The sequence below is a fragment of the Aquimarina sp. MAR_2010_214 genome (assembly GCF_002846555.1).
Lineage (GTDB): Bacteria > Bacteroidota > Bacteroidia > Flavobacteriales > Flavobacteriaceae > Aquimarina.
Genome location: NZ_PJMS01000001.1, coordinates 4081256 through 4098458 on the forward strand (window position 1 = coordinate 4081256; position 17203 = coordinate 4098458).

Below are 17203 nucleotides of genomic sequence, written 5' to 3' on the forward strand. Positions count from 1 at the left end.
GCACTAATTAGCTATGTTTTATACACCGTGTTGTGCAACGTTTTTTTCTGTTTTATTTTCAAATAAGCATAAGAAAGTAATAGCATAGTAATAAATCCAATAAGACCTAAAAAACCTGCCTCTGGGCCATATTCACCACCTGAAAGCAAATGCGATTTTTGATTCTCGATTTGATATAATGAATTTACAGCTTTGTTGCCACTCATTGTAAACCCTAACACTGTTTGAGTAAAATTCCAAGCAAAGTGTAATCCGATTGATAATCCTAAATTTTTTGTAATTGCAAATGGAATACACCAAACCATTCCATTTATTGTAAGTAATACAATTGACTGAATCGATGCATGGTTATTGCTGAAATGCGCTAGTCCAAATATTACAGATGATATTAATAGTGAAATCAAAAATATCTTTTTTTGAGATATTTTTTTTGATTTAAACCCATCATAAAGATTGGTATATAGATATCCCCTAAAAAAAGTTTCCTCTAATATACTTACAAGGAACATTTTAAAAGCGAAAAGTGATATTAATGATAATTGTAGGGTAGATACTGGGTTAGAGACTATTAAAATTCCAGTTATCTTACCAATAAGTAACATCAGAATGACTGAAAAAAATCCGATTAGAATTCCAATTGATAAATTTGAAAAAGTTTCTATTTTGAACACAAGACCGTATTCTAAGAAATCTCTTTTGTCAAGGTATTTAGAGTTAATATATAGACCAAATATTAATATAAATACGGCTCCAACAAATTGCAAATATGAGTTGTTAATTAAAACAAGAGGTGAAATCACAAGGGATAGAAGAATTATGAAAATCAGTATTCTCCATAAAGTCTTCATTTGGTTGTTATCATTGAAAAATAACTCTCTAATATTCATTTAATTTTCAGCTGTTCTTTAATGTTACACAACGCTTAATATTTGTGTCGTAACAGGGAAAAATGTTACGGTATCTTTCGACTTTTCTGCGCATTGATTGCTGTTTTTCACTTTTAGCAAGCATTGCGCCATCCAAAAATACAACAACCATTTGATCTATCACAAAAACCTGTTATGATCACATATATGTTGTTGTAACACGTTTTCTTCTTCACATCCCATCTTCTCTTTCAGAAATCCACTCACTATATTTAGCTTTTAATCGGTCTCTTTTTTCTTGAGAATCAATTATTATATCCATCCCTCCATCATAAGACGCAACAATACAGTTTTCTTTAGGACAGATAAACATCGCTCGTAATTCATCATCCGCGATATTTTTCAACAGTTTATTTTGAGAATTCATCGTCCATATATCTGGCTTGAAATAAACATCATAGAAAAAACCCTCTTTATATTCCTCAGGATAAATTTTATGAAGTTCAATTGTTCTACATTTTTCAAATTCTCCGTAATCAGATAATTCGGTTGAGATTTCGTTAGTCAACTCTATTTCGTATTGTCCTGACGTGATTATTATTTCTGTATTTTCTCCAACTAACTCCGTAATCAGTTTATTTTGTCGATCCAGAATTATTTGGTATTCATCTTCAGATTCCGCATATCGTTTCGATTCGGGTAAACTATGAATCCGTAACCATCTATTTGGATAAACGCTTTTTAATTCGTGTCCGATTGGATTGGATTCAGGATAATTTGAGTCCCAATATTTATTAAATTGTTCGCGATTCATCAGAATGTGTTACAACGGGAGTCTGTGTATTAACTTAAATCTGATCCCTGAGAATCACATATTTATAATTTTTCATAGACACCTACCCGAATACTCTAGTAATCAAAACAGGTTAATTTTGGTTTTTTAGGGTTGATTAGTGTGGTGGCAAAAATCAAGTGTGTTTATTATGCGGTTGGTTTTTCAGTATTCAGCTTGGATATTTCCATTTATCATCCAATGCTCGTAAACTTCTTTAGTTCTGTCTTTTAGTAATTCTCTACTTAAATCATTACATTTTTTACTCCAATAAAGACCTTCGTAAATTCCAACAACTAATAAATTATCTATTTCTTTATCGTTTTTATCTCCTAAATAATTGAAGAAAGTGAATGAGTCCGTAATTAACTTATTAGGTTTTTCTAATTCAGTTATTTGTTCAGAAAGCCTTAAACTCAAATCTCCATAAACGACATAAAGCAAGTCATCAGAATGATGGTCGCTTATTTTGTCAAATTCAGGTACTCTTTCATATAATTCCGTTACTAATGAATGTGCAAAAGCTTCTATTTCGTTAGAGTCAGTATTAATTTTCACTTCATTTCCATAACTCGTATTATTATCGAAAAGTAAGTCAGAGGTATCTGAGTTACCAAAATTTATTGATTCAACTAAGCAATTGATGATTTCAGTTTTTGTTAAGTCACAATTTTGAAAATCAGTTGATTTGAGATTACATTCCGAAAATCTTGCGTTTCTAAAATTAGAATTCGAGAAATCGACACCAAAATAACAGTTCTCAAACATCGCATCTTGGAAATTAGAATCCGCATAAGATTCTCCGCTATCGAAATCCACATTCCGATAGAATCTTTGTCCGTTTTGATAATACTCTAATATTTCTTTTTTTGTTTTCAATCTTGGTTTTTCGCTTGCAGGTAACGTTGTTGTATATGATACGTTGCATGGTTTAGAACGTAATTTAGTAAATAAAAACCGAATAGAAAATCCTCACGGATTTTCGTAAGTAGGCAAGTTATAGCAATGGATTATATATAGTGTTGTAACCAGTTTTTATATTTTAATTTTATAAACTAACCATTCTTTAAAATCATTTGGAAGTTTAGTTGTTCCTTCTTTTTTCATTCCTAACTTTTCTAATAATTTTTGAGAAGACATATTCTCTTTTCTAGTAATGGCATTTACACAAGTGAGTTCAAATTCACTAAATGCAATGTTTTTTAACTTATTAGCAGATTCGTACGCATAACCTTTTTTTTCATACTCAGGCAAGAAAGCGAAACCAATATCAATTCCTTCTAATCCATCTCTATCATACAATCCACAAGTTCCTATCTTACAATTGTCTTCTTTTCGGATTAATGTATAATTTGAATATCCAAGTTTTTTAAGTTGAGTTATCATTTTGGTTTCAATATATTCTTTTGCATCTTCTATTGTTTTTATATTTCTATCACCGATATATTCAATCCATTTTGGGCTATTGAACAATTTAAAAATAAATTCAGCATCTTCTAGTGAAGTTGGTTTAAGTATTAATCTTTCAGTTTGAAATGTTTTATATTGATTCATTTATTAGATTTTAAATAAGGGATTTGTTTTTTTAATGGCACACAACGGTTTGAATAAACAGTCGTTTTAATGCTGTTTATTTTTTGTTGTGCGTAGTTCTCATTTGAACTTATATATTTTGATAGCTCCATTTTGGTTATTTGAACGATAATTCCCAATAGCCAAAATATTCCCAGCACCATTTAAGATAGTATTTAACCCTTTCAATGTACTTCCTACCTGTTCCCATTTATTGTTTTCGAGTTTATATGTTTTAACATAGCCATTTTTGTGGATTGAACTTGTAGATGTCGTAACTGAAATAATATTTCCATTATGGTTTATACTTATTCTATGACCAAAATAATCGTATTTATTCTCACCTGTGATTTGACCACCTATTTGTTCAAATTCGGCATCCTTAATTTTGTAAATCACAACTTTTCCCAATGCTACTTTTTCTTCAGTTCTATAGTCAGGAAAGCCTAATAATAAGTATTGTCCATTCCCACTTAAAGAAAGATTAACAACATCAAAGTAATTTTGTTTCTCTATTTTCAAAGTATGTGTTTTTTCAAATGATCTGTTTGAGATTTTGTGAATTTCAAATATTGCGTAATGCTTGTCGTTAATGGATGTTGAATAGTTAATTACTATTGTTTTACCGTCATTACTAAGGTTTAAGTTTTTGCTAATTGAATTAGGAGTATTAATAGTAATTGTTTTAGCTAACCTTTCTATGGTGCCTCCATTTTTATGAAAAACTAATACTTCTTCATAATTGTATTGGCCTTCCATTTGTTCATTGCTTTTTTGTGCTGTGGCGACTACACTTCCTGACGAATTAGTTTTGAGGGATAATCCTAAATGGTTATTGTTTTTTTTACCAATTAGACTATCTCGATTTATCCAGTTATTATTTTGCTTTTCTAAAAAATGTATTATCCCATTTTGGATGGAATTTCCATTCTTTTGACTCTCTGAAATTAAAATGAGATTACCAGTTTCATTTATGCTTAAATGATCCCCAAAAGAGCTGTTTTTTGATTTGCTGACTATAGTGTTTGCAACTTGAACCCATTGACTGTTTTGGAGTTCAAATACTTTTACAAAATTTGGGCGGTCAGAATAAGTTACAGCAATAGTATTTCCTTGTGAGCTTAAATCATAAGTTAGTCCAATTCGGTTTAAGCGTTCGTCACCAACTATTTCTTCTCCAATCTGAACCCAATCCTGGCTCAAACAACTATTGAGCGAGAGTGAGATTATGAATAATAAACTCAATTTAAATTTTTTCATCTCTATGTGATGTTCGTTAAGATACATAGTTTACACAAGTTAAAGATTAGGTGTTTACACTAAGTTAGTTTCTAATCTTGTTGCTTGTTGTTTCTTTCTTAGGTTTCTTTGATCAAAGAAACCTAAAAATACATTTCTATAATAAACTTTCCAAATACCATTGCCTAACTCTTGTATACCTACATATTTCCCTTTTAATGCGGCAGTTAAATATACCCAATAATAAGACTTCCATCTAATAGCTCCACTCTTGGTTACTTTAAGTACTTTAGGTTGGTGTCGTAATCAAAATTAGATATTTTTTCGGGGAATGGTCTACAGGAAAAGTCGTGTATATCAGCAGGTGTTTTCATTTCTAAAGCTTCATGTGGTCTGATAGTATTATACTCTTTTACGAAGTGATTTAAGCGCCGTTGTTGTGCTTTTAAATCGTAAGCTGAAGGTTTAGCACAAGCTGCTTTTAAATCACGATGCATTCGTTCATGTCTTCCATTTTGTTCTGGATGAGCAGGATCAGAAAATACAGGTGTGATTCCTAGTTCAATAAACCAATAAGATAATTGTGTATAGCGTTGAATAGCTCTTACAGATCCAAAAGGACTTCCATTGTCTGTGTGTATTTGTTTAGGGATTCCATATGTTCTAAAAACCTTTGTAAACTCAGCTTTGGCTGCTTTTAGCGTTTCTTTATAATGACCTTTAGCAGTGAATAGAAATCGACTTTTAGAGTCCGCAATGGTTAGTGGATGACAATAGATTTTATTACCCATTAAAAACTTTCCTTTATAATCAGCACTCCATACTTCATTACAGGATTTTGGATCAAAAATGGGGAATACAGGTTTTACTCTTCGCATTCGTTTTTGAGGAGATACCAAACCATTTTTTCGAAGAATATTATGCACAGTAACCACAGAAGGGATTTGTTGTTCAGTAAACTCTTTAAACAATAATATTCTGATTTTTTTAGCTCCCCAAAGCTTGTGCTTTTCTTTTAATTTGATAATACTTTTAACGATATTTTCAGAGGTTGCATTAGGATGTTTACCTGGTACTCTGGATTGTTCTTTTAAGCCTTCATAGCCTTGATTTTCGAATCGCTGAATCAATTTGTAGGCCGTTGGTCTGGAGATTCCAAAGCTTTTAGATAATTCTGTGATGGTATATTTTCCTGTTCGCCATTCACAGATAAATTCAATTTTCTGTTCCATAGTTGTTGTGGTTTTCCAAGGCATGATAATTTGATTTTCCTCTCAAATTATGCCTTAAAAAGTGTAAACTATGTCCCTTTAACTTTGTAAACGATGTGCCTTTAACGTACCCAATTAATGACAACGCCAAATATATGAATCGGAGCAAGGCAAGTAAGCCAGAACCAATCGATTTATCTGCGCATTTTTATTTCTTATTCAATTTATAAAAATTTAGCGCCACTGCAAAAAGGAAATGACCTTTCGATTTAGCACTAAACTTTGCTCTGATTTCATATATGATGTTAGCAACTGGCTTTATTAATCAAGTTGATCCTCATCAAAATGTCTTAAATTCCATTTAGGGGCTATTTCTGTTCCTTCTGCAAAATTATCCAACCATATTTGCTTTGGTTTTAAAGTCGATTCGTCACCTATAAAAGTGAGAATATCACGTGCAGTAATATAAAAATCGATAAAGTCACCATTTCTTTTTAGATAGTCTATTCTATAAACTTTAAGTTCATCTTTAAGTTTACTGAGTGAATCTATTTTACGAAAAAGGTCTTCGGTTTTGAAAACATCTTCAACTTTTAAATTTTGAAATAACAAAGTGTCTCTCCCTTTATTATTCAGAGTAGCCTTTACAGTAATTGTTCCGTTATTTAACTTGTTAAATGTGTAGGCTCCAAACAATGAAGTGTCAACTTCGATTGAGCAAGGAAACTCTTTTGAAATTAAGTAGCGATTCGATACAACTAATGATGTTGTATCATTTTCTTTTCGATAATAGCAGTTAAAAATAATAGAATCGTCTACTTTTTTCGTCCAGATTTCTCCACCACGATAACGAAAATTCCATTTACGAAAAGTATTTATATTGTCCGCGTTTAGCTTCTCCGTTATGATTAAAGCATTTTTTTTAGCTTCTTCTTTAGAAATTAACCTTCCGCCACAGGCTAATGTAAAAATGGTTAATAGAATTAAAAGAAAACGTGATAATAATTTCATTCTTTTCGCTTGTTGCTAACGCTTGGTTTATGAATCGGAGCAAGGCAAGTATACTTGAACCAATTGATCTATCTGCGCATTTTTATTTCTTATTCAATTTATAAAAATTTAGCGCTATTGCAAAAATGAAATTACCTTTCGATTTAGCCTTAAACAGCTATGATCACATATATAGTGTTATCTACTTTTTTATGTTGATGAGTCCGTCCAAGTAATCATTTTCCACTTTCCGTCAATTTTTTCGAATTCAAAATCATTATGAATTCCATTATCTATTCCACGGAGTTCGATTCTCGCCTTAGAATCGTCTAACACGACTTTTTGAGTATATTTATCATATTGTCTAGTTTCAAAAGATTTGTCGTAAGTCAGATCCATTTTTTCATAATCCTTAAGCTCTATTATTCTGGGCTCAACATCTGACATCTCTCCATTCATTTCCATTATTTTTAAAGGAAAATCTATTCGACTTATTTGAAAAGTAGAATCTTTATTGAAAAATTTAAAGAAGGTTTTAAATTCAGAGTCTACATTACTAGGGATTTCTATTTTTTCCTCAATTTTTTCAACAACTTCAGGTTTCAGTTCCGATTCAGGTTCAGATTTTACATCTTGTTTGCAGCTAACTATAGTTAAAACTATTAATAAGTATGTTGTAAATGATAATATTTTCATTTGATCTAATTCTGAGTAACGTTTTCTACATCCATTGATTTCACTAGCTTTTAAACGGGTTGTATTTTACTCATTCTAGCGTCTAAATTAGCTATTTGCTTTTGAAGTTCCAGAACTTTTCTCTTTCTTTTTTGGTCAAGATACTCATAAATTGTTGGAGGAGTATATTGTATATTCTTGTATAGCATATTCCAAAGTATTGTAGCTATTTTTCTTGCGGTAGCAGAAACAGCAACGACTCTACCTTTTCTGTATGCTATTCTATTGAAGAAGTTTGAAAGATGAGTGTCTTTTAAATTTCCAATTGCATTTCCAGCTTGTCTTAGTGCTATTTTAAGTCTATTACTGCCTTTGGGAGTTCTACTGCTAAGAATACGTCCGCCAGAGATTTTATTGTTGGGAGCTAGTCTTAACCAAGATGTAAAATGTTGTGCATTTTGGAATTTTAGTATTCCTTTTTCACCAAGTTCGCTCATTAATGTAAGTACAGTCCCATGACTAAATCCTTCTATGGCATATAAATCTACACCATCAAAATATTGATATGAAATAAGGTTTAAATCTATGTTTTTAGGCGTGTTTTTATTTATTCTTTTATGTACTTTCTTATCAATATAAAGTGATTTTTTTATTTCATTTTGATTCACAAATTGCTCTAAAATATTTTTTATTTCAATATCACATTCTATTATTAATTTTTGAGTGTCTTGGTATTTTTGTAACTCTTGTTTTAAAACAAATAAGTAATCTTGACGATTATTACTTTGTAAAGCTTTAGCAATTTCTTCTTCTGATTTTTTACAATTCCCATGTCTTAATTTAGCAAGTTCTTTTCCACTTGTTTCTCCATTACAAATTTTATTAATAATTCGTAAACCTGTTAAACCAACAATGTCCTTTACCACAATGTCTAATCTTAAATTCATTAGTCTCATGTTTTGAGCCATTCTTTTGGATGCTTTTGAAGTAGTCTGAATTAAATTACCGCGGTGTCTAACCAAAGTTCTTAGGTGTTCTGTTTCTAAATCAGGTAAAAAACTGCCACTTAAAAGCCCTAAAGTATGTAGTCTTTGAATCCACATACAATCCAAAACATCTGTTTTTTTTCCTTTGATATTTTTGGTGAATTTTCCATTTGTTAGAATCACCTCAATAGATGAATTCTGTAATTCTGTATATAAATTTTGCCAATACGAACCTGTAGATTCCATAGCTACAGTTTTTACATCATTTTCAAGTAACCACTTGAGTAATTCTTTGATGTCCTGAGCATAAACTCCAAACTCTTTTACATCAGAGTGTTCTTGATTAATTGCTACAAAATGTGAGCGACTTCCAATATCAATTCCAGCTGCATTAGGATTAATGATATCCATTTTTAAATTTCTTTTTGCCATTCTTTTTGATTTAAATGAATAAAAATGCCCAAAGAGAATGTATATTGTAATCAAGAAAATATTCTGAACGAGATATCCATAAAGGATTCATCAATGAGATTATCACAAGCCTTTGATACTGGTATATCAAAGGCTTTTTACATTCCAACCAGAATTGCGCTCGAGCTTTGAAGGCATCAATTAAAAATCGGTCTAACAATGAACCCTAATAAGATACAAAACGTTACCTTAAAGAGATTATTTTTTTTGGAGAAGAGAGGAATTACGCCCAACGTTTCAGCTATGGTTAGTACGGGAAAAAATACAACTGAATTTCCGATTAAGCACTTAGCCAAAACTTTTTATTTTGTTTTATCTTTTTCGTTTAAAGCCAAATCAAAAGATTTGGCGGACTTCATAAAAATACACTAAACTTTAGGTTAAGCACCTAAACCCGTATTAATTATAGCTATTGTTGTAAAACGTTTGCTATTTCTTTTTGTATTTCTATCGATTCCTCTAATGAATAGATTTTATGTAAATCACAATACGGGTTAATTACGATTCCGAATTTATTTCCTTTTAATGTATTAAGAAAATCCGCCACATTTATTTTAGCGACTTCCTCAAAGTTAGGAAACTGTTTAAAAGTTTTTTCAGCATTACTCTCGCTTGTGTAAAAGCATATTGAAACATATTCTGGATAGGTCAGCGTAAATAATGTCGGGTTTTCTTGAATCATTCCGGTTGCCTTATTTACTTGTCCTTTTGGTAAACAAACAAAAGCCTCAGATTTTAAAAATTCAGTTACGAAATCTTTATTTGATATTTTCTTGGAGATTAATTCTGATAATTTTTGCTCAATTCCTAAAGTTTCCATTTTGTTTTTTTTAGTCTCAGTCTTTTCAACTTGCAAAGGTTTATCTTTAACTTCATTCTGTTTGTTTTCTTTACAACTAAATAAAACTAGTCCAATTGAGATAATTGTTATTAATGTTCTTTTGTTCATTTTTTGTAATGTTTTACAACGGTCTTGTGTATGATTAGTGGCGTGTTTAAGCACCTAATTTAGCAAATAAAAACTGAATAGAAAATCCGTGAGGATTTTCGTAAGTAGGCTAGAACTAGCCATTAATTATAGCAACCATGTAAAAGCAGTATCCTAAGTTTATATAATGAATCAAACTACTAATTTATTATGAAAACAAAGGATACTACAGACTCAAAGTTATTTATTGGTATTGACGTACACAAGAGAAGTTGGAAAATTCATACAGCTACCGACCTTTTTGATGGCTCAGATTTGACGATTCCTCCCAATGCTTATGCATTACAGAAATATGTAGACAAACATTTTACAGGATATCAGGTATATTGTTGTTATGAATCTGGTTGTTGTGGTTTTAGTCATCATCGCTTATTTGAATCTTTTGGTTGGTGTTCTATGGTGGTTAACCCGGCTGATGTTCACCGGCCAGCCAAGGCACAATTTCAGAAGAGCGATAAGATCGATGCTCGATTATTATGTAGGGAGTTAAAAGATGGTCGTTTACGAGGGATTCATGTTCCAGATATTGAGCGGGAGTACTTACGATGTCTATTTCGTAGGCGTAATGATCTAGTTAAAGAACTGCGTAAGATCAAAACCCAAATCAAGATGCAACTATTGTATTTAGGAGTTGAGATTCCCAAAGAGTTAGATCAACCCCATTGGTCTCATAAATTTAGAAATTGGCTAAAGAATTTATCCTTTGATTATACCACGATGGATTATTGTTTGCAGACCCGATTAGCATCTTTTGATTTTGTAGACAAGCAACAACGAGACGTGAGTGTTAAACTACGCGCTTATTGTCGTAAACATTACAAGAAGGATTATTATTTACTAAGGAGTGTTCCAGGAGTAGGTCCTATTGTAGCATGTGGGATCATTTGTGAGTTAGGCGATTTACGAAGGTTTAAGAATTTTAAGCAGTTGGCTAGTTATGTTGGTTTGATTCCATCTGTTCACCAGAGTGGTGATAGTTTGACTACTTCTGGCCTTACTCCCAGAGCAAACAGAATTATGAGAAGTTACCTGGTAGAGGCTACTTGGGTTGCTTTACGGTTTGATCCTGTGATGCAAGCATATTACCGATCTCATAAGGGAAAAGATGTGAAAAGGATTTTAGTAAAGGTGGCCAGAAAATTACTGAGCCGTATTCATGCTATTATCAGAACAGAAACCCCCTATCAGATAGGAGTGGTAAGTTGAAAAAAATAAAAAATATAAGCCTAAAAACTCGACAATACTTTTGGCACAAAAAAGGACAACTAAACAACGTGGGTGAAGCTTTAAACCGTTATCACATTTTATAGCAAGTTGCCTTGTTTGCCAATCATAATCATAGTGATGCTGGTGGATGATTTTGTATCATACCACATATAGGATGCGGAGTTATAATGGGCTATTGTTGAAGTATTGACAACGCTTTAATGGCGTTGCCAACAATCCAACAATCTAAAATCATTAGAATGAGATAATTAAAATAATAAAATATTGTATTTTTAACCTAAGACTTGGGAAAGGGCTTTACATAGGACACGTTGTTCTACGCAGTTTTTATTCTTTTCAAATTGTTCATCTGTTGTTCAAATCCTTGAAATTTATTATTTATGTCTTGTGTATGATTACCAGAAGTCCATTCTTTATACAATCCTAAATAATTATTCATTTCGTTCGTTCCGTTTATTTGGTCAGTCCATTTTAGAGCCAACATTGCTCCACTTTGGTCATAATGCAAGTCTTTTCTTGTCAAATAGTATTCAAGATATTTTTTCAGATATTCAATTCCGTTTTGAGTATTAAATTTCGCTAATGCTAAACAGTACCCATTTCCTGCGTAACAAACTTGACTTTTTAAAAGGTGAATTCCAATAATATCCTCAACAGTTTTATATTCCATTATTGAAGCAAAATACGCTCCAACAATTCTAGTTCTCCAATTAAAATCTCCAAGTAGATTTTTAACAACTTCTATATTCAGTTCCGCTCTTATTGGTTCAAAGTTCCGAATGAATTCATCTGCATTATTTATTCCGAACATATAAAATGGAACACACCACTTTTTTATAAATTCAGGTTCAATTTTATTTTCGTTCGTATAATGTTCCAACTCTGCAAATGGACTTGCGTGTCGGATTGTTGCACCAGCAGAATGTAATTCAATTTGTTTCTTTGTTTTTTCGTCCATTGTTGGTTTGTTCAAATTGCGTAGAACGTTTGTGTATATGGTTTGTTGCGTGTTTCAAGCAACTAATTTAGTAAATAATTACCGACCAAGAAAGTCCGCGAGGACTTTCGCAAGTAGGCGAGAAGCCAGCAATAAATTATATACGGTGTTGCCAACAGTGCTTTTGTTTTCAGGCAATTCCTCCAGAAAAGTATTCCGTTATTTTCCACTTTCCATTTACTTTTTTGATTTCAATATTATTGTCCCAAGCACAACCATCTCCACAAATAAAGTCAAAATGTAAATAACCTTTCGTGAAATTTCTATTAAAAACTATTCTTGAAATGAATAAATAACCAAATTCATTTTTTTTAGTATCAAAGTTTTCTAATGCTTCAATCTTTTCTTTTTTTATTAATTCAATATTTAAATTTTCATTCTTAAAGGAATAATTCAAATTCCGAGTTTTAATTTTTCCATTTTTTAAGTCGATGAAAATTTTTTTCTCAAATTCATATTGTTTTAAATCTTCCTCAAATTTATTTTTGTTTCTTTCAATTCTTTCTTTTGAATAATCAATTCCATTCGCACCAATGTCATATCCAGTTGGTTTTATTGTCCAAGCTGTTGTTGTGTCTAATTTTGATAAGATATAAAGTTTAAGTTTTTTATTTCCATATTCATTCAGTTCTTTCATTTCCTCAAATTGTGTCATTTCAAGAATTATATCATTAATGGCTTCGTTTTCCATTTTAATATATTTCTCGCTTTCATAATTCTGACAACTTGAAAAGGAAAATATTATTAAGACTATTATTATAAATCTATTCACTTTCGGTAGTTTCGGTTTTGCATTGTTGGCAACGTTTCTTGTATGGTGCGTTTGCATCCCGAAGGGTGCATATGTATTATACAAATTGTTAGGCACAGGCTTCTATATATTGTTTTAATAACTCAAAATTTTCTCTACACTACCGTTTTCATAGTATTTAATTGATTTGCCTTTTAATTTATTTTTTTCATAATTCCACTCATATTTCTTTTTACCACTTTTATAATATTCAATGGTTATACCTTCTAATTTCCCTTTTATATAATTCCATTCATATTTCTTTTTACCATTTAAAAAATAACCAATAGAAATTCCATTTCTCTTTCCTTCTTGATATTTGTAATCATTTTTTTTCTCTCCGATGATGTAATAAGTAGCTCCGCTAATTAAGACATTATCTTTATATTCCCAAGTAGCTCTTTTTTCTCCAGTTTTATAGAATCTTGTAGCCGTTCCATTTCTTTTTCCATTTTCAATATTAAACTCTTCATGCAAAATACCATCTTTTAAATATGTTTTTGATTCTATTAGTTTACCATTTAAATAATTCTTGACAGCATATTTTCCATCTTTGTAATATTTTTTTGAAATTCCATTTAATTTATTGTTCTTATAATTCCATTCTGCTTTTAAATCTCCATTTTCATAAAATTCTTTTGTAATACCATTACGTTTATTCTCAGAAGTTTTCTTTTTATTCAAATATTTAACTATGTATTTATTTTTCTTTTTAGTAAGTGAAACTTTATAACTATCTCCATCATGTCTTAAATCTAAAAGAAATCCACCATCAGTTGTTTCAATTTTGGTTATTTTATCATAAATGTTTGCATTACTTCCAGATTGAAAAAAATCAGCCTCTTTAAATTGGTTGGTTATTTTAGAATATAAATCATCTTTTATCACATCTATAAAAGTATAAGAATCTTTTTTTGTGTTTTTAATTAAGATGGGAGAATACGTAATTTGATAACAGAATTCCATACCAGCATTAGGTTTAAAAACTTTTAAATAGTCGTTAGATTCTGCTTTGAAAAACTCTAAAGTACTACCTTGAGGAGCTTGTTTATCTAGTTTTTCCATTTTGTATACATTTTTACCTGCAATCAGATATTCATCATCATCATATACTATTTTCACGTATTTGTATGCCTTACATGTTTCATCGTATTTCTCACCATTAAAGTCTCTAAGCGATTTCCCAAGAATTTTAACGTAGATTCCAGATTCAACACTTTTTATTGGTCTAAGGTTTTTATCTAAAAGTTTTAAATTATCACCTAATAAAACAGCAACACCATCTTCATTTTCAAAATATAATTCCATTTTTTTATCTAATGGAGATTTTTTAGGTTCTTTAGGAATACGCTCTTTTTCATTTTCATTATATGTGATTTCAAACTTTTTGGAAAAATATTTCGGCATATATAAATATGCATTAATTAAATTCCCTGATGAAGTAAAAACTCTATATTCTTTCCCAAAGATATTTTCTTGAGTTTCTTTCTTCTTTTTAGCGTTTTCAATCATTTCTATAAATTTAGAATGAAATGCTTTTTTATAATCCTCAAATGATAAGTTTGGGTTTTCTTTAAACTTTAAGTAAACGTCTTTAAAAAGTGTTTGCGAACTAAACATAACTCCTGATGAAATAATACGTTGCCTTTTTTTATTTAAATTGACTAAAGTCAATCCCAAATCTTCAATGTTAGTTTTGAAATCTAATATCAATGAATTATCTAAAACATCTATAACAGTAAAGTCATAATTACCAATTTTCATTTCTTTACCAATATCTGATTTTTTGATTTTTAAATAATCATAACCTTTGATAAATCCACTTTCAAATTCTATTGTTCCCTTAAACCCCTCTGTTTTTATTTTAGTTTTAATATCAAAAGAGGTACTAATGGTTCTCCAATTATGGGAGTAAGCATTTCCGTTTTCAAAGCCTGAGGAAGAGTGAAATCCAAACCCAGAATTACCACTTTCTTGAATCTTTAAGATTGTACTATCATCTGCAATTTTATTCGTTTTAATTGATAACTTAAAAATACTTATTAGGTCGTCACTTATAAATTCTGGGAAATATGAATTGAATTCTAAAATGTGATTTGAAAAGCTTCCTTTCTTAATTTTAATGGTAGCATTTTTTATTAAAGTGTCTAGAGCCTTTTTTGATTGTGCTTCAGTGTATAGTTTTGTATTCCAAGGCAGTTTATAATCTTTATCTATTTTTGAATTATGCTCTTGTTTTTTAAATACTTCAGAAGTAAAAGCGTAGGTGAGTTTTTCTGCAAATTCAAGCTCTTTTAGTTTAATAGAATCTTTTTCTTGACTATAAGATAACGATGAAATAATTAAAAAGAATATTACAATTTTGGTTTTCATGTTTTTTAACTAATATTTTTTGCTTGTGCCTAACAATGTTGTAATAGCAATTGCTATTATATTCCATGTATTTATTACAAATCTAGTGGATTTTTAATTGATTTGAAATTGTTTATTGCCACTTGAGTATAAATTTCTGTTGTTTTTGTACTACCATGTCCTAGCAGCGTTTGAATATACCTTAAGTCAGTACCATTCTCTAAAAGATGAGTAGCAAAACTATGTCTTAACATATGCGGAGTTACTCTCCTGTTTATCTTTGATTTTTCTGCTGCCTTAACTACTATTTCTTTTACACTACTTCCACTATATTTAGTTCCTTTTAATCCTTCAAACAGGTATTTTTTTGGTTTCCATTCTTTATAATATACTCTTAATTCTTTTAAAACGGTTTTTGATAACAATGAATATCGGTCTTTATTATTTTTTGCATTTTTGATATGAATTAGCATCCGCTTACTATCTATATCTTGAATTTTTAATTCCAATAGTTCACTTCTACGTAATCCAGCAGAATATAATAGACTTACAATACAACGGTGTTTTATGTTGTTGGTATTGGCAATCATAGCGAGAATTTCCTCTTTGGAAAGTACTTGAGGGAGTTTTTGTTCTTTTCTAGGTCTTTCAATACTATAAAATCGATTAGGCATTCCCATCACTACTTCGTAATAAAACTTAATGCTATTGATCGTTTGATTAATATAACTATTAGATTTTTTTTGACGAATAAGTAATTGCAAATATGCTCTTATCTCCTGCTCTGATAATTCCACAATATCCTTATCGGGATACTGATTTATGAACTTCTCAAATAACGAGATGTATATTTTACAGGTGTTTAGGGCATATCTTTTAAGTTCTAATTTTAGAAGATATGCTTCTGGTACATATCTATATGAAGCTGCTTTAGCTCTATTACGATACCAGTTAACATCGACAGGCTCATTATCTCGTATAACTTTCTCTTTAAAGAAAGAATTTCCGTTAATCCAAGCGACACCTCTAAATTTCTCAAAAACATGATTCAAGTTTTCTTTGGTATTTATGATATATACCATAGCAAACTCTCTGCTCCATTTAGGATTGGGGAGTTCTTTTATCAATGCCTGGATTACCTTATCAGGATGAAACTGTAATCCAATCATCTTTTGGTTACCAATCAGCAAATGCTTTAAGGTGATATGTTTGGTGAGGTTCATGATACAAAAATGCAGTATTTAAAAATCATAGTAGTATTTTAGTCGAATAACATTCGAATAGGATTCGACTACTATTTGATTCATTAGAAACTATGAATATATGTCCACATTGCAAAGCTGAAATTATGGGTAGATCCGATAAGAAATATTGTTCTATCCATTGTAAATCTGCTCATCAATATCAAAAACGTAAATCAGAAGAAGCCTTATATTACACTATTGACAAAAAGTTAAAAACCAATCGTAAACTCTTAAAAGCGTATAATAAATCTGGGATGTCTACTATACGTAAAGAAAAGCTACTATCTGAGGGGTTTGACCCTACTTATTTTACGCATTACTGGAAAAACAAAAAAGGACAGATCTATTTGTTTTGTTATGAATATGGATTTCTGGATCTAAAGGAAAACCAGAAAGAAAAGTATCTTTTGGTAAGGTGGCAGGATTATATGAACAGTTAGGTAATAGGTAACAACTCATATAATCGATTTGCTTTATACTCCTGTATATTCTCTTATACCATTTTAATTTTGAAATAGTAAACAAAAAATACAGTTTTATTGGGTGAATTTAAGTCGGAAATTGAGTTTCTTTCTAACTAAAAAACCCTCAAAAAACCATTGCATTTTAGTTAGTTTTCTGCATAAAAAAGAGCGTGTATCAGCCTGTTTTTTAAAGGTGTTTTAAGTTATTTTTTACTTCAAAACGGTGTTTTTGAGTGGTATTTTTGGACGCCTAGAGCAATAAAATTGGCTTCTTAGATGAAAAAAAACGGCATCTAAGG

General features: G+C 30.6%; 16 protein-coding genes. 2 read left to right on the forward strand and 14 right to left on the reverse strand.

The features are described 5' to 3' along the window. Positions 1-11: 11 nt before the first annotated feature. From ATE84_RS17640 to ATE84_RS17690, 10 genes are all read right to left on the reverse strand, one after another. Positions 12-887: a CPBP family intramembrane glutamic endopeptidase gene (locus ATE84_RS17640; protein ID WP_101449218.1), complete on the reverse strand. Its 876-nt coding sequence runs from the start codon at positions 885-887 to the stop codon at positions 12-14. A 211-nt stretch (positions 888-1098) separates the two neighbouring features. Further along, on the reverse strand, positions 1099-1680 hold the full coding sequence (locus ATE84_RS17645) for a hypothetical protein (protein WP_101449219.1): 582 nt from the start codon (positions 1678-1680) through the stop codon (positions 1099-1101). Between the two features lie 183 nt (positions 1681-1863). After that, positions 1864-2577, reverse strand: coding sequence for a pentapeptide repeat-containing protein (locus tag ATE84_RS17650; protein WP_101449220.1), 714 nt, complete (start codon positions 2575-2577; stop codon positions 1864-1866). 156 nt (positions 2578-2733) lie between these two features. Beyond that, positions 2734-3252, reverse strand: a complete 519-nt coding sequence (locus ATE84_RS17655; RefSeq protein WP_101449221.1) for a GNAT family N-acetyltransferase — start codon at positions 3250-3252, stop codon at positions 2734-2736. Positions 3253-3351: 99 nt separating this feature from the next. After that, the gene (locus ATE84_RS17660) at positions 3352-4530 is read right to left on the reverse strand and encodes a hypothetical protein (RefSeq protein ID WP_143273664.1); all 1179 of its coding nucleotides are present in this window, start codon (positions 4528-4530) and stop codon (positions 3352-3354) included. A gap of 254 nt (positions 4531-4784) precedes the next feature. After that, positions 4785-5765, reverse strand: a complete 981-nt coding sequence (locus tag ATE84_RS17665; protein ID WP_101449223.1) for an integrase core domain-containing protein — start codon at positions 5763-5765, stop codon at positions 4785-4787. A 276-nt stretch (positions 5766-6041) separates the two neighbouring features. After that, a complete protein-coding gene (locus ATE84_RS17670; protein WP_101449224.1) occupies positions 6042-6731 on the reverse strand; it encodes a hypothetical protein in 690 nt (229 codons plus the stop codon). 189 nt (positions 6732-6920) lie between these two features. Then, positions 6921-7406, reverse strand: coding sequence for a DUF4348 domain-containing protein (locus ATE84_RS17675; RefSeq protein ID WP_101449225.1), 486 nt, complete (start codon positions 7404-7406; stop codon positions 6921-6923). A gap of 50 nt (positions 7407-7456) precedes the next feature. Continuing rightward, positions 7457-8803 carry an IS110 family transposase gene (locus tag ATE84_RS17680; RefSeq protein ID WP_101446053.1) on the reverse strand — a complete coding sequence of 449 codons (1347 nt, stop codon included), beginning with the start codon at positions 8801-8803 and terminating at the stop codon, positions 7457-7459. A 448-nt stretch (positions 8804-9251) separates the two neighbouring features. Then, positions 9252-9791 carry a hypothetical protein gene (locus ATE84_RS17690; RefSeq protein ID WP_101449227.1) on the reverse strand — a complete coding sequence of 180 codons (540 nt, stop codon included), beginning with the start codon at positions 9789-9791 and terminating at the stop codon, positions 9252-9254. A gap of 189 nt (positions 9792-9980) precedes the next feature. Here ATE84_RS17690 and ATE84_RS17695 point away from each other — a divergent pair, with 189 nt between their 5' ends. Further along, the gene (locus tag ATE84_RS17695; protein WP_101447544.1) at positions 9981-11036 is read left to right on the forward strand and encodes an IS110 family transposase; all 1056 of its coding nucleotides are present in this window, start codon (positions 9981-9983) and stop codon (positions 11034-11036) included. Positions 11037-11373: 337 nt separating this feature from the next. Here ATE84_RS17695 and ATE84_RS17700 read toward each other — a convergent pair whose 3' ends face one another. The 4 genes from ATE84_RS17700 to ATE84_RS17715 form a co-directional block, all read right to left on the reverse strand. Next, positions 11374-12015, reverse strand: a complete 642-nt coding sequence (locus ATE84_RS17700; RefSeq protein WP_101449228.1) for a DUF6000 family protein — start codon at positions 12013-12015, stop codon at positions 11374-11376. 169 nt (positions 12016-12184) lie between these two features. After that, a complete protein-coding gene (locus ATE84_RS17705; protein ID WP_101449229.1) occupies positions 12185-12745 on the reverse strand; it encodes a hypothetical protein in 561 nt (186 codons plus the stop codon). A gap of 195 nt (positions 12746-12940) precedes the next feature. Further along, positions 12941-15217 carry a toxin-antitoxin system YwqK family antitoxin gene (locus ATE84_RS17710; RefSeq protein ID WP_101449230.1) on the reverse strand — a complete coding sequence of 759 codons (2277 nt, stop codon included), beginning with the start codon at positions 15215-15217 and terminating at the stop codon, positions 12941-12943. A gap of 74 nt (positions 15218-15291) precedes the next feature. Continuing rightward, the gene (locus ATE84_RS17715) at positions 15292-16419 is read right to left on the reverse strand and encodes a tyrosine-type recombinase/integrase (RefSeq protein WP_199176890.1); all 1128 of its coding nucleotides are present in this window, start codon (positions 16417-16419) and stop codon (positions 15292-15294) included. A 125-nt stretch (positions 16420-16544) separates the two neighbouring features. On the opposite strand from ATE84_RS17715, the gene ATE84_RS17720 reads away from it, so the two are divergent. Next, on the forward strand, positions 16545-16880 hold the full coding sequence (locus ATE84_RS17720; protein ID WP_233195839.1) for a hypothetical protein: 336 nt from the start codon (positions 16545-16547) through the stop codon (positions 16878-16880). The last annotated feature ends 323 nt before the right edge of the window (positions 16881-17203 follow it).